Source organism: Pseudundibacterium arcticum (assembly GCF_042646465.1).
GTDB classification, from domain to species: domain Bacteria; phylum Pseudomonadota; class Gammaproteobacteria; order Burkholderiales; family Burkholderiaceae_D; genus Undibacterium_A; species Undibacterium_A arcticum.
This window is the reverse complement of sequence record NZ_JBHRTP010000071.1, coordinates 44,837-58,536: the sequence shown is the minus strand read 5'-3', so window position 1 is coordinate 58,536 and position 13,700 is coordinate 44,837. Positions and strand designations below refer to the sequence as shown.

Annotated in this window: 13 protein-coding genes; 12 read left to right on the top strand and 1 reads right to left on the bottom strand. The window is 50.0% G+C overall.

Annotated elements, in window-relative coordinates:
- The first annotated feature begins 30 nt into the window (after positions 1-30).
- Positions 31-1,935, top strand: a complete 1,905-nt coding sequence (locus ACFOFO_RS19950) for a hypothetical protein (protein WP_390328611.1) — start codon at positions 31-33, stop codon at positions 1,933-1,935.
- 320 nt (positions 1,936-2,255) lie between these two features.
- Positions 2,256-3,272, top strand: a complete 1,017-nt coding sequence (locus ACFOFO_RS19945; protein WP_390332569.1) for a DUF7146 domain-containing protein — start codon at positions 2,256-2,258, stop codon at positions 3,270-3,272.
- A 42-nt stretch (positions 3,273-3,314) separates the two neighbouring features.
- Here ACFOFO_RS19945 and ACFOFO_RS19940 read toward each other — a convergent pair whose 3' ends face one another.
- Complete coding sequence (locus tag ACFOFO_RS19940; protein ID WP_390328606.1) at positions 3,315-3,983, bottom strand: hypothetical protein; 669 nt, start codon at positions 3,981-3,983, stop codon at positions 3,315-3,317.
- A 235-nt stretch (positions 3,984-4,218) separates the two neighbouring features.
- Here ACFOFO_RS19940 and ACFOFO_RS19935 point away from each other — a divergent pair, with 235 nt between their 5' ends.
- The 10 genes from ACFOFO_RS19935 to ACFOFO_RS19890 all read left to right on the top strand — a co-directional run.
- Positions 4,219-4,533 (top strand): hypothetical protein, encoded by a 315-nt coding sequence (locus tag ACFOFO_RS19935; RefSeq protein ID WP_390332567.1) that lies wholly within the window; start codon positions 4,219-4,221, stop codon positions 4,531-4,533.
- Positions 4,523-5,137 carry a FlhC family transcriptional regulator gene (locus ACFOFO_RS19930; protein WP_390328601.1) on the top strand — a complete coding sequence of 205 codons (615 nt, stop codon included), beginning with the start codon at positions 4,523-4,525 and terminating at the stop codon, positions 5,135-5,137. The genes ACFOFO_RS19935 and ACFOFO_RS19930 overlap by 11 nt, the downstream gene beginning before the upstream one ends.
- A gap of 89 nt (positions 5,138-5,226) precedes the next feature.
- Entirely contained in the window at positions 5,227-7,137 is a 1,911-nt protein-coding gene (mobH, locus tag ACFOFO_RS19925) for a MobH family relaxase (RefSeq protein ID WP_390332564.1), read from the top strand.
- Positions 7,131-9,020, top strand: a complete 1,890-nt coding sequence (gene traD / locus ACFOFO_RS19920) for a conjugative transfer system coupling protein TraD (RefSeq protein ID WP_390332561.1) — start codon at positions 7,131-7,133, stop codon at positions 9,018-9,020. Before mobH ends, traD begins: the two co-directional genes overlap by 7 nt.
- A 5-nt stretch (positions 9,021-9,025) precedes the next feature.
- The gene (locus tag ACFOFO_RS19915; protein WP_390332560.1) at positions 9,026-9,655 is read left to right on the top strand and encodes a hypothetical protein; all 630 of its coding nucleotides are present in this window, start codon (positions 9,026-9,028) and stop codon (positions 9,653-9,655) included.
- The gene (locus tag ACFOFO_RS19910) at positions 9,637-10,299 is read left to right on the top strand and encodes an IncC plasmid conjugative DNA transfer DtrJ family protein (RefSeq protein WP_390332559.1); all 663 of its coding nucleotides are present in this window, start codon (positions 9,637-9,639) and stop codon (positions 10,297-10,299) included. The genes ACFOFO_RS19915 and ACFOFO_RS19910 overlap by 19 nt, the downstream gene beginning before the upstream one ends.
- Positions 10,300-10,375: 76 nt before the next feature.
- Positions 10,376-11,338 carry a CpaF family protein gene (locus tag ACFOFO_RS19905; protein WP_390332558.1) on the top strand — a complete coding sequence of 321 codons (963 nt, stop codon included), beginning with the start codon at positions 10,376-10,378 and terminating at the stop codon, positions 11,336-11,338.
- Positions 11,339-11,400: 62 nt separating this feature from the next.
- Positions 11,401-11,700 (top strand): TrbC/VirB2 family protein, encoded by a 300-nt coding sequence (locus ACFOFO_RS19900; protein WP_390332555.1) that lies wholly within the window; start codon positions 11,401-11,403, stop codon positions 11,698-11,700.
- Positions 11,701-11,717: 17 nt separating this feature from the next.
- On the top strand, positions 11,718-12,032 hold the full coding sequence (locus tag ACFOFO_RS19895) for a VirB3 family type IV secretion system protein (RefSeq protein ID WP_390332553.1): 315 nt from the start codon (positions 11,718-11,720) through the stop codon (positions 12,030-12,032).
- A 65-nt stretch (positions 12,033-12,097) separates the two neighbouring features.
- A partial coding sequence (locus ACFOFO_RS19890) for a VirB4 family type IV secretion/conjugal transfer ATPase (protein WP_449369385.1) occupies positions 12,098-13,700 on the top strand: 1,603 nt, incomplete at its 3' end.

Below are 13,700 nucleotides of genomic sequence, written 5' to 3'. Positions count from 1 at the left end.
ATGGTCGTTCTTATTCTGGAAGGAATAACAATGACGAAAACATTGAACGCCGCGTTACCGATCGTTGCCAAGATGCTGTCTGACCGATTGAATGTCGAAGTCAAGATCGGCGGCAAAACCGCCTGTACTGATGGACAGGTCATTATTTTGCCAACACTACCCTTGCAGTCCAAGAAGGCGGAAGTGCTTGCAATAGGGTATCTGGTACACGAAGTTGGTCATGTCCGATTTACGAATTGTGAACGGTACACAGACGACCTTGTCTTGCACGATTTGGTCAACATCTTGGAAGACATCAGGATTGAGGGCTGCATGCGCAGGCAATTTTTAGGGGCCACCAAATCCCTTAAGGAGTTGATGGATGCCCTTCACGAGGATGGAGTTTTTCAGGGACCTCAAGCTGATGCGCAACCAATCGACCTGTTCTTCGGGTACATCTTCTCAAGGCTCAACTGCGACGTTTTGGGGCAAACTGTGCTGGCAACCATCGCGAACGAATTTGAAACAAAACTACGCGATGCGATTCCCGGTAAGACGTTTGCGGCGCTGCAATCCTTAATGTTCGAAGTTACTTCCTGCAAGTCAACAACAGACATTATCGCGCTTGCCAAACACATCCTCGCGTTGCTTAAGGATGACAGTCAGGACCAGCCCAATCCGAAACCTCAATCGCAGCATGAGTCAGCGGCGGGGGAATCGGGTGAGCAAGATGAAAAGTCTGATGAGTCTAGTACCGGCGACGAGAACGATAACTCTAACCAGAACGACGGGGAGGAGAAAAAGTCTTCAAACGGTTCTGGCAATTCACCTGATCAGGAGCAGAGCGATGGCGCCGGCAGTAATGGTTGCCAGAATTCTGCCGACGACAAGGGTGAGTCGGATGTTAAATCTGATCCTGAAGCCGGAGCGCAATCCGATGCAACTGGTGGCGCTCAGTCTCGCAACCCCGGAAGTAACGAGGGGGGCGAATCACCGAATCCGGCGAGTTCGACTTCACATGACGATGGAAGCGGGGAAGCTGAAAAGGAAAACCTGCGATCCATTCTGAACGCATCATCCATTTCGACCAAGACTGATGTCGGTGCGATGGCAGCACAGGCATTGAATGAGGTCGGCACTAGCAATGACGACGGCTCGAATTGCGCCGTTGACATGTCTGAATCGGACGTAGGGGAGGCCGGGTTTCTCGATCCTTCGGAGATGTTACTGGAGACGCGATGCTCGACTAATGCACTTCGATTCCGGATGGAGCATTTGCTGGAGACGATTCGCCGCTGCAGGCGTCAATATGCGGACAGCGGTAGGCGCATCGTTCCAAATCGTATGTGGCAACTCAGGGTCGGCAATACCAAAGTGTTCGAGCGTCAGCATGATGGCATCGAAATTAACACTGCGGTGATGGTCCTGCTGGACCGATCGGGGTCGATGAAGGACCAACTTTCATTGGCCTGCCAGTCAACTCTGTCACTGATGCTCAGCCTTGCGCATGTCGAAGGGCTGAAATCGGCAGCAGCGGCATTCCCGGCGCCAGATAGTGCCAGTTCGGCGTTCAACGAAAGCGGAAAAGGCGTAACTGTCCTAACCGATTTTGACGAACGGGTGAGCGGTACAGCGTCACGTTATGCGTCGCTCGGGGCATATGGAGGCACGCCAATGGCAGAGTCGTTGCTATGGTGTGTCTACAAAATGTTGTCGGAGAAGGTAGACCGGCGAATCCTGTTCGTCGCAACGGACGGCAAACCGAGTAAGCTCGATGCGACTCTCAAAGTGTTGCGAATGGCGGAAGACGCGGGTATTGAAGTGATCGGTCTTGGGATAGGTTTGGACATCTCAACAGTGATCCAGGAATCACGCAAGATAACAACTATCGACGAAATGCCCAAAGCGGTGTTTCAAATGCTCGAGTCGAAGTTGGTGCTTCCTATAGCGGCTTAATTGCCCTACTGCCTGCGTAAGCAGGCGGTATTTTTATAGCCTCATGGCGGAGTCTATAAAAATGCCGACGCAGTAAGTCGAAGCAGATTTTTGTGTCTTCGGGCACAGAACAGCTGGGTATCTAGCATATTCACGCGGTCACCACCGCATTTCAACCCTGACGGGAGCTTTCCCGTTTGGGAAAGGTGTTCTCGTCATTTTCAAGAGGAGGCATCATGTTTGAAAATCGTCACTCTCGTGATTCGACAATGGAAAAGAAAAGCAAGTTAGACAAGTCCGTAACAATCGGCTGAAAAGCCGTAATCCAATAGGAGTAAGTCATGCATTCAACAGTACCGATGAAAGCGCGGGATATAGCGCCCGGTCGTTGGCCGCTAATCCTTGCGGATGTCGGGATAGACCCAGCCTTCCTCGACAAGAAGGAAGGGCCATGTCCGATGTGCGGAGGTTCAACGCGGTTTTTCTTTGACAACAAGGATCAGAAAGGAACTTTTTGTTGCCGCTATTGCGGCGCCGGCGACGGCTTCAAGCTGATGCAATTATTCGGCAATATGGACTTTGCTCAGGCTGCACGCTGGATTGAAGATTGGTACGGTGGTCAATCGGTCGAGGTTAGAACACGCGTTGTGCCACGGCCGGTCGAAAGTGATGGGCTAACGCCAGAAAAAATCATTCTGAATAAAGCCAAACACAAGACCTTATGGGAGGCATCGCATCCGGTGGTCGAAGGTGATCCTGTGTGGAAGTATTTGCACAACCGGATTCCCGGATTCAACCGTGGAATGTTGTCGAACATGATCCGTATCCATCCGAATCTTCCGTATTACCAAACCACGGCTGGCGTGACAAAAAAACTCGGCCACCATCCAGCGATGATCTCGATGATCCTCGCTCCGGATGGTTCTTGTCAGGACATTCATCGGACCTATCTCACAGAGAACGGTGAGAAGGCACCGTACGATGACGTCAAGAAAACCTTGGCCACTATCGGAGTAAAAGGCGGAGCGATTCGGCTTGTTAAACCGATCGGTAATGTGTTGGCAGTTGCGGAAGGGATCGAGACAGCATATGCAGTAATGCTGTTCAAAAACCTCCCTTGCTGGGCAACCGTCAATACCTCAGGAATGAAGAATTTCATCGTTCCTGAAGGGATCAAATACCTCTACATTTTTGCCGACAATGATCTGCCAAACCGTTACGGTGTTCGTGCTGGTTTTGATGCTGCGCAGAAGTTGAAAAAATCGTCAATTGAAAAGGGGATCATCGTGAAGGAACATGCCCCAACCAGGGCTGGTAACGACATGCTTGATTTGCTCGTTGGTTTGAAACGAAATTAATGATTCGAACCGGTTCCGGGTCTTGCGAAAGCGAGATCCGGATTATTTCACCTTTGTTCTAGCAACCACAGTCCCGAGTACGGCACATTCTTTGCGCATGCCGCTTTCAGACGCGGCGCCGTGCGATGGAACGATCGTAAAGATGTCATGCTGTTCAAACCATAACATCGCGGATTCACTATCGATGATTGTCGCTGTCCGCAGTTGGACGATGTCGTCTATAACGACTAGATATGTCGCACGATTAACCAGTTGAGTGGCTGCCACATCATAAATGACCAGCTCTCGATCGTAAGACCCAAAAATATCTCTGCAGTAGGCCCACATGCCTTTCAATGTGCGCTGGCATGGGTCCTCAACAGATACTGGGAGATCAAAATGGGGTTCAGTGCGGTCAATCGGGTGCCAATGCCGAACGATTAATTCGGTTTCACGCTGCTCTCCTATCACTCGATCCATGACATCAGTCAGGCCCAATAGAAAATCGGTTGTCGTGTTGAGCGTTTTAGCGATTTTTGGCAGAAGTAGTGTGGAACCCATCTGTCCATGGAAGAGTTTATAGACATATGCCGGCGTGACTTCCAGCTGTTTCGCCAGAATTTTATTTCGACCGAAATTGGTCTTCGGATAGCCGCGTGCCTCCACCAGCATTTCCAACCGGCGAGAAAATTCTTTCCGGAATTCCTCGATAGCGAGATCAGATTCAACCATTTGATGCTTTCAAAAGATGCAAGGTTTGCTCGTTTTGATTGAGAAAGCGCAATTCTAGCGAGTTTCTTGGCTTGAGCATCGGATATTGCATACATCACCGTGAAGACTAAAAAGTTGCGATTTGACATCGCATTCTAAAAAATCAATTGATACTTTTAATAGGGGCAAGCATAATAATTCCTACGAGGAACATATTACAATAGCGCACTTATTAGATAAACAATCAGGAATTCAAATGGCAATTTTAAATGTGGTCAATGAGGCAACGCCTCCAGTTAATTTGCAAGAGATCACCAACGAAAACCGTGCGGGGTTAATCAAACGCTGGAACGCAGCCCAGAAATCCATTGAAGATGCAATGCACCGTTATGAAATGGCGCGATCAACGGCTGAAAGGTTGGCAAAAATGCCATTCGAAAACGTGGAAATTTTAGCTGGGATGGGGTTCTCCTTGTTCCAACTGAACTGCGACGATCGCTTATTGGACCTGGCGATGCGCGCCGATTCTTCCCAGGAACTTGCCAGGATGAGTGTGCTCCGTGTTAACTAAGGCCGGAAGCGAGATTGGCGTCCCAAAACGCAAACTTTCCAAAAATACACTGGCGACGACTGAAGGCGTCAACCTCATCTACCAGTTGTGCGAAGTTAAGGCTAGGGCGAAGACTATCGCATACTTGATGCGCTCAACCGATTCGAGCTTCACTCCTGCCGACATCGGGCGTATCTATAAGGACATTCACGGCGAATCTCCAAGCAAAGGCATGATGCCGGTCTCTCCAGAACGCGCAATCGGTTCGTCAGAAAAACGATTTCATGCCAGCTACTACGGCAAAAAGTATAAACGTCTCTCCGAGCTGGGTCTGATCGGTGCAAGACTCCATCTCGCCACTTACCAACACTACTTGCTCGACTTTGAATGTACGGTCGATGATGCTCTACTGTCGTTTGACCTCGGATTCAAAATTATTCAGTCGATCCAGATTGGTGAATTAGTCTATGCCACATGCAGAGACTGTCGAAGTCATTTCCTGAATGTCATGGGCAGCCCTCTGTCCAATCACGCGTGCCCGCTATGTGCGATATTTAAGAAACGTCAACGCAAAGTTGAAAAGGAAGTGGCGGAGTCCGATTCGGCGCTGAAAAAATTCAAATAGCACCAACGCGAAAAGTCCTATCCGAATTGTATCAATATATGCCGCTTTTCCATGCCACTTGTGACTGACAAGAATGGGAAACTAGCAGCATGTTTAATTGGCTGCGAAAAAAATCTCCCCCCGACTTGAGCTCAAAGGCGCATGGACCTCTACCCGCGGTTCCTCCTAAGCCACATCCGGTCGCGCCATCTATCCCGGTTTACCCGCCTGTCGACGTCGGCATAGCTGTAACCGACGCAGATCAAATCCTCGCGTCACAACAGGCCATGATGGACCGGCTTCGAATCCTTGCGGGCGGCACTGTAGAGCACTACCAGCGCTATTACGAGGTAATTGTCAAAAATCTAGCCACCTATATTCAGCTATTGCCGGCTTCGCAGACTGAAACTCATCAAGGCGCCGGTGGCTTGTTTCGGTTGTGTCTGGAAGTCGGATTTTTCTCCCTGCAGTCGGCAGAACGTGTCGTCTTCGCCGGTCAAGTTCAAGTGGAGCTGCGGCGAGAACTGGAACCAAGATGGCGATATGCCACCTTTCTGGCCGCTCTGTGTAGCGAACTTTATCGCCCTTTGTCAGACATGGTGGTTACCAGCCAGGAAGGAAAGGCTTGGCCAAAATACCTGAAGTCGCTGACTGATTGGACATCGGAAACTGGCATCGATCGGTACTTTGTCCAATGGCATAAGGCCAGGCAATTGCACACGATGGTGTCGGGCCGCGCTGACGTAGCGGTCATAATGCGGGCTATTCTGCCGGATTATGCCCTGCAGTACCTGGAAGACGCTTCCGCGGAAATTGTTCCTGTTGTGTTCGCCGTCGCCAGTGGATCTTCTCACCCCGCAGATAATTCTGTGGCACGCATCGTGTATGAGACGCGGGATAAAATCTCAAAGCGCGATGCAGCTGTTCGCAAGGAAAACTACGGCAAACTGACCGTTGGCAATCATCTTGAGCCATATCTCCTTGATGCGATGCGCCAGCTCTACCGCACCGGCTTCTGGAAAATTAATGAGACAAAGTCTCGCCTCTGGTACTCGCCAGAAGGATTGTTCCTTATCTGGAAAAGCGCGGCCAAGGAAATTCAGAAAATCGCAGGCGAGGCAGGTATCTCTGGCGTGCCACAGGATATCGCGACTCTTGCTGAGATTCTGTGCGATGGCAAGATCGCTGAAAGGAATGGCCTATCGAGCTACTGGATGATTACCCCCCCAGAATCTAAAGACGAATGGCAGGCGCTGAAAATAGCCAATCCTCTGGTTCTGATCGAGGATGAGACCCTCCAACCGGTTCATGTGGCGATCAGGCGCGAAGGTGTTGAGACGTTAGCAAAAGTTGGCAAGGAGGCGGTACCCAAAGAAACGCCGATCAAGGCCAACAAACCTAAGGCGAAATCCTCATCCGACGATGCGGACCCAGATTCCGACAGACCACGATCAGCAGATGTGATCGATCGTAATACCGATCTCTCTTCCCTGTCAGATCATGATGGTGAACAAGATCTCGATACAATTCAGAGAACAGGGAAGCGTGAAGTCGTGCCCGACCTAGACTCCGCAAAGCCTTCGAAGCAGGCGAAACAAATGCCGATCGCCAAGGCGGCGAAAAAAATTGAAGAGATTGATCCGGATGCTGAAATCCGGCCGGCTCTTGTTCAATCGAGCTACAGCGGAAACGTTGCAGAAGCCGCCCGTCCCATGCTCAAACCAGACGTCATGGAAGTGATTGGCAAGATGATCGACGATTACCGTAAGGGCAGGCATAAACAATCGATTCTGGATGTTCCGCAGGGCATCGCATTCGAAAATCAGCAAGTACTACGTTATGGTCTGCCACAAGAGCGGATAGTCGGTTTGCTTCACGCAAACGACTGGCTTGAGACTCCCGCGGCCAATCCTAATGCAAAGAACATCAAAGTTCAGACTGAAGGGAAAACGATTACTTGCATCGTAATCAAGCATAAAGCAGCTCAATTCCTCGGGTTTCATCAGGACGACGAATGCTAATCTCATACAAAAACTTGATGCGTCCCGCCTATGAAGGGTATGCAGCCTTGGCATGGGGAACTTCGACATTTGTGATGGCCGGGATTGGTCTATTCTCCGCTGTACCTTCTAATGCATTCGTCACCATGGCTGGAATGTCTCTCGCAATGACGGGCTATAGAGGTTGGCAGACAAAAAAGCTGTGGGAATACAAGATCAGTCTCTCAGGTAAAAGCTTTTCTTACCTTGACGGCAGGGAAGTAGTTGCTTTTTCCAAGGCTAATCCGAAGCACATGTGGTTAGGGTACGGATTTGAATGGCAACCTTCCCATACTCAACTGGCCTACGACACTCTTAAGCGTGACGTTCACGAGATCTACCCCCCTGAAATGTACCTAAAGCTGGCTGGGATCAAGCACGACCCGAGAGATCAGAAAGGACTAGCGTGGATACACGGTCTGGAACCAAAGGAGCAGATTCTAAAAACACCATGGGTTTCGAACGAGGGACACACGGCTTTGTTCGGTACGACCGGATCGGGGAAAACCCGTATGTACGAAGTGATGCTGTTGCAGATGGCCACACGCGGCGATGCCATTTTCGTATTCGATCCCAAGGGCGACCAGGAACTTGAGCAGCTTTGCAGGGATGTAGCTGCCTTTACCGGAAATCCTCAACTATTCATCAAATTCCATCCAGCGTTTCCGATGCAGTCAGTACGGTTGGATCCGATGAAGAATTTCAATCGGGGGACCGAGACCGCGAGTCGAATCTCATCATTAACCTCGTCCGAATCTGGTAAGGACACATTCGCCGCGGTCACTTGGGATGCGATCAACTCTATAGGAGCGGCAGAGCGGTATCTGGGATTTCGCCCGCAGCTGTCCAGCGCTCTCAAACGGTTATCGAGCGGTACGGAGCGGTTGCTTGAGGATGTGCTCCGTAAATACATGAACGAGTACGAACCAGGTTGGCAATCTATGGTCGGTGAGCTGGTAAAGAAGGCCGCGATGGGAAAAATCAAGACCAACATGCAGACCGCATCGTCGGAGCTCATCGCAGCGGCAACATACTACAAGCTTGAGGTTCAGGGGTTGAAGAAAAATCGGGATGCCGACATTGTTGACAACCTGCTCCGTATCGCAGAGTACCCTCGTGACTGGCATTCGAAAATGGTTGCAACGGTTATTCCGCTACTGACGATGCTCAATTCGGAAGAGTTGGGAAAAATGCTGTCCCCTGACTACGACGATATGGACGACGAGCGTCCAATATTCGACACGCAAAAAATTATTGAGGGTCGCTACATCTGCTACATCGGCCTTGATTCCCTGTCGGACGTCGAGGTTGGTTCGGCAATTGCATCTATCTTGTTGTCGGATCTCGCGTCCGTTGCCGGGGCCTTGTACAACTATGGCGATAAGGATCAGAGAATCAAGGTTCAACTGGTAATTGACGAAGCTGCAGAAGTGGTGAATGCGCCTCTCATTCAACTATTGAATAAAGGTAGAGGCGCTGGTTTTAGCGTGACGATGGCTGCACAGAACTACGCTGACTATGTTAACCGAATGGGCACGGAGCCAAAAGCAAGGATGTTGCTTGGGAACTGCAACAACTTGATTGCCCTAAGGGTAATCGATGGACAAACGCAAGATTTCATAGTTGAAAAAATAGGTGAGACCTTTTACAAACAGGCGTCTCGGAGTCATGGATCAGGAAATAAAACCGAGGATCACGGACTGGAATTCTCGGGCAATATCAGCGAAAGCATTTCAGAGCAACGAGTCGAGAAATTCCCGAAGGATTTGCTCGGCAAATTGCCTGACCTTCAATACATTGCGCTGCTGGCCGGTGGCAAGTTAATGAAGGGAAGAATTCCGAAAGTCACAATGACAAGTCACTAGAGAACATGGAAAAAGTCACAGACATCAAACAGTACGCAATCGATAAAGCGAAAGCAGGTTACTCAATGGTTGGTCAGGAATGTGTAAGGGTAGCTGAACTTGATCGTCATGGAGACCAAGCGCTTAAGGCGATATTAAAAGCGATCAATCTCAATGAAGAGCGGAGAATCGTATTTCATGCGTGGCCAAACCTGCAGGTTGCTTGCGTAAAGTATTGCGAACTGGTCTCCAGAAAATACCCTGGGGTGAGAGGACCATTGGCAGATGAAACGATCGAAAAGGCATTCGCTGCCTTCGATCTTTCGACAAGATGCCGTGAGCCGGAAATTTACAGCATGGTTCGATTCTTGAACGTGCTAGCGGATTCGTCCTCAGCTATTCAAATGATCAATGTATATGTGCTCGATCGTAGGGGCGCTGCAATTCCATGGCCATATTTTACTCAGCCAATCTCCGCCTGGGCGAGAAAGTTGGATGTGGAAGAAGTGTGTTTCAGTCCGGCGCCGATTCCTTCGGGTGATGAGATCAGCGGCGGGAGGGATTTTTTGTGCGCCCACGTGATGACGATCAATGATATTGGCAAGATGAAAGCCATCAGTAGCATGTTGCAGCCTTTGTGGGTGAAAGCGGTATGAGGGGGACGACGCACCTGATTTTCTGGGTGGCTATGTGGGGCATCCTCCTGCTGGCCTCTCCGTTCATCTTGTCTCGTGAGGGACAGGTTCTACGAATCAAGAATGAATTAGCTGCTGTTAGCACTGCTTTCGGACAAGAAAAAGCTGACGAGATCTCTCATTCAGCCGGACTGGCGTATAAATCTCTGTTCATTGATACCGGCTATCTGTCCGAAAAAAGCAAGTTTTACTCCCGTCCAATGACGCCTGCCGAGAGTAAATTGGACGGTGTGATGGCTCGCCCAACGACCGCATTTTCGAACGCGACAAACGGCTATCTAACTGCGCTGAGCGTGAATGTGTACGGGTTATTGCTCCGATGGGGAATAATCACACATTGGATGTTGTTCATCCTTCCCTTTGTGGTTGCCGCCTTCCTGGACGGATTTGTTACTCGCAAAGTAAAATTTGCTGAATTCGGATTCATCAGTCCGATGGCCTACTCGTTATCGATGCACTTCATCGTGTTTTTGTTGTTCTTCCCTCTTTTGTACCTTGTTGTTCCATTGCCAGTAACTCCGTACTTCATGCCGGGATGGGCAATCTGTCTCGGGTTCCCCCTCATATTCATGATCTCGAACACTCAACGCCTGTTCAACGGCTAAAGAGCGTCAGAATTAGTGCCGATTCGGTGGTTTATTACGACCTGTTTGCAGGTTGAAACGGCTTATCGTTTCAACCATGCAAAACAACCAAAATAGTGCCGCACTTGAGATGGTCCTGAATTCTCTCGGAGTTCTCCGCGAGCATTTCCAGGATTCGAATGTGCAGGAAATTATGATCAATGGCGCCGACGATGTATTTATCGAGCGATTCGGCGCAATAAACAAAATCGATATCAAGCTGTCGGAGGCGCAGATTCGTGCGGCGATAACAGTCTTGGCCAGTCGCGCCGGAAAGGAAATTGGACCCAAGTCCAAGGATTGCATACTGAACGAGCGCTGGAATGGGGTGCGTGTGTGTGCGGTGCTTCCGCCTGCGTCCCCAAATGGGCCTGTCATGTCGATCCGTAAGCACAGCTCGGTGACCTTTACGCTCGATGACTATGTGACCAACGAAGTTATCGAGCCGGCGACGAGAGACATTCTGAAAGGCGCCATTCAGGACAAAAAGAACATCCTGGTAGTCGGCGGAACTAGCTCCGGGAAAACCACATTTCTGAAAGCGCTGATTCAAGAGATCGATCCCTCAGAACGTGTCATCACGATTGAAGATCTCCCTGAACTCGACATCAAATTGCCCAACCGAATTGCGTTCGAAACGCGCGAGGACCAGGGCGTTACCTTCACTGTTCTAGTGAAAACATCGCTACGTATGCGGCCAGACCGAATCATCTTGGGCGAGGTTCGTGACGGTGCGGCGCTTGATTTGCTCAATGCCGCAAATACCGGCCATGAAGGGTGCATCGCAACACTGCATGCCAATAGCTCTTTGGAAGGACTGACCCGCTTCGAAGATTTGATCATGCAAGCCGGCTCGAGCATTCCGCTGCAATCGATGCGGCAACGGATATCGACAACTTTCCACTATGTGATTTTTATGGCGCGAAAGAACGGCAAGCGACGGTTGCTAGAGATCCTGAAATTGGATGGGTTCGACACAACGCGTCAGGAATATTTTTTTACCCACGTCTATAAGGAATAAACACCGTGATATTTCTAAACCTCTTTAAATCTAGCGTCCTCCGCGCAGTGAAACCCCGTTTTATGCGGCTCAATCTGATGGGGCTGGCAATCGCCACGGCCGCTACTCAGGCCCACGCGGATGGATTCAGGCTGCCTATGGCGGACACCTTTTGCTCCATCGCGTCTGCAGTGCAGTCCCAGTGGGGCCCTGGGATCATTCTGATCTGTATCGTCGTGGAGGGCGTTCTGTTTCTGGTCGTAAAGAAAGGGATCCTCCAGCAACTTATGGTGGTGATCATAGCAGCAACACTTATCTTGAGCGCCGGCTCGGTCCTGCATCTGATCGGCGGCAATCAAGCTTCTTGCTCTGCTGTTTCTTGACTCTAGGCGGGTGAGAGATGGAATATCAGCCGCGGTACAACGTCATACATCAGTCCTTGCTTCAGGTAAAAATGATTGCTGGGGTAGATGTTCGGTTCGTCGTACCCCTTTGGGCAATCGTTCTGGCCTTTGTTTTCTCGTTCCATTATTTCTTTGTGTTGCCGGTTGGGGTCGTTGCCCACTTGTTCTTGGCATGGCTGTTTAAATCCGACCCCAACATCGTCGACGTGTATCTCGAATACACCCGCCAAGCCGATGTGTATGACCCATGGCCACATATTGACTCACCGACGAAACGACCCGAAGGATTTGGAAGGGACCTTCTGTGCTGAACTTACGTGATCTTATTGCCGATTATCACCAGACAACATCGTCTTTCTCGGAGATCGTACCTTGGATGAGCATGATCGAGTCGGATATGGTGCTCAATATCGACGGATCACTTGTAGCCTTTTTTTCATTTGATGGAGTCGACGCTGAAGGGCTTACCGTTGTCGAAGCGGACCGATATGCAAATTTGCTTGAACACGGCCTGAAGGTATGTGATGAGCACATGACGATGTGGGCCACGGTAGATCGGCGCCGAATTTACGACTATCCAGAGGCACACTTTGGGACTGAAATCGGCTCGGCAATCAACAATGTATGGAAGGAGCAATTTACTGGCGGTGCTCAGTTCGCAAATCATCACTTCATGGCGTTCATGTACTCGGCAGGCAAGGGTGCTGGCGGATTCTTTGAGTCGATTTCTTCTCACATGCAGGTCAAACAGGAGGGGATTGGGTCTGCGATCGTCAGTACGCTAAAGTCCTTTTTTTCGAAAACGGTGGCTGTTCAAAATCAATTTGAACAGATGGCCGCGATGAAGGCCGCATTTTACGCAAAGCTAAATGAATTTGAGGAAACTGTCACCGACCTTGGATTCAAGCGTTTGCAGAATGAAGAACTGTTGACGTATTTGCATACCCGATGCAGCCCTGCAACAGCTGGTCAGCCAATCAAGATGCCCGTGGTTCCGACCTATTTGAATACCTGGCTTCCGGACAATACACTGTCAAGAAAGCACAAGCATCTAGTATTCAGCGACTCTGAAGATTGCTGTGTGGGAGCCTTTACAGTAAAAGCCTGGCCCAATGGTGCTAGTCCGGGGATCATTGATGCATTGTTGTCCGTTCCATGCGAAGTCACCATTTCGCAGATCTTTCGCTTTTCGGATCAGGCTAAAGCTAAAAGTTTTATTGAACAGACCGAAGAGCATCATCGTTCCTCGACAAAAGGCTTGATGGCGATGGCCGTCGAAGCCTGGACAAAGGAACCCACAGACCAAGTAGACACTGGAAAGCTGCTGCTTGCGCAAGATGCGCAGCACGCGATGCAGGAACTGACTGCGTTTAACCGTTTGTACGGTTATTTCAACATGACGGTGCTTGGATATGGGACGACCCCAACACAGCTTGAGGAGAACCTAAAGCTGATCGCAACCGGCCTACGGCGCCGGGGATTTGTGCTACTTCGCGAAAGTTTGCATCTGCGGTCGGTGTTTTCAGCGACGATGCCGGGACAGGCCAATACCCTGTTCCGGTGGGCATTTATGAATATTGCCAATGTCACCGACATGGCGATGATTCGCACCTTATCAGTCGGCGACAAGGTGAATCGGCATTTGACCGAGCAGACAGGCCGGCAGCAGGGCGCATTAACGGTTCTGCCAACCGAATATTCGACGCCATATTATTTCAGCTTTCATGAAACTGATCTGGCGCATACCCTGGTCGTAGGTCCTGCCGGCTCCGGGAAGACCTCGATTGTCAATTTTCTTATTTCCCAATTCGAAAAGCATAGTCCCTGTAATCGAATCATTTTCGACAAAGACTATTCGTGCTGGATTTCTACCCTCCTGCAGGACGGAAGCCACATTGACATGGACTTGCGGTCCGGTGCCAATGTAAAGCTAAATCCCTTTTCCCTCTTGAAGGACGAAGCCAACATAATCTGGTTGG

Coding starts and splice junctions, on each gene's coding strand:
- ACFOFO_RS19935 (WP_390332567.1), top strand. CDS start 4,219: ATGGCAATTTTAAATGTGGTCAATGAGGCAACGCCTCCAGTTAATTTG.
- mobH (WP_390332564.1), top strand. CDS start 5,227: ATGTTTAATTGGCTGCGAAAAAAATCTCCCCCCGACTTGAGCTCAAAG.
- ACFOFO_RS19895 (WP_390332553.1), top strand. CDS start 11,718: ATGGAATATCAGCCGCGGTACAACGTCATACATCAGTCCTTGCTTCAG.
- traD (WP_390332561.1), top strand. CDS start 7,131: ATGCTAATCTCATACAAAAACTTGATGCGTCCCGCCTATGAAGGGTAT.
- ACFOFO_RS19915 (WP_390332560.1), top strand. CDS start 9,026: ATGGAAAAAGTCACAGACATCAAACAGTACGCAATCGATAAAGCGAAA.
- ACFOFO_RS19940 (WP_390328606.1), bottom strand. CDS start 3,983: ATGGTTGAATCTGATCTCGCTATCGAGGAATTCCGGAAAGAATTTTCT.
- ACFOFO_RS19900 (WP_390332555.1), top strand. CDS start 11,401: ATGCGGCTCAATCTGATGGGGCTGGCAATCGCCACGGCCGCTACTCAG.
- ACFOFO_RS19905 (WP_390332558.1), top strand. CDS start 10,376: ATGCAAAACAACCAAAATAGTGCCGCACTTGAGATGGTCCTGAATTCT.
- ACFOFO_RS19950 (WP_390328611.1), top strand. CDS start 31: ATGACGAAAACATTGAACGCCGCGTTACCGATCGTTGCCAAGATGCTG.
- ACFOFO_RS19945 (WP_390332569.1), top strand. CDS start 2,256: ATGCATTCAACAGTACCGATGAAAGCGCGGGATATAGCGCCCGGTCGT.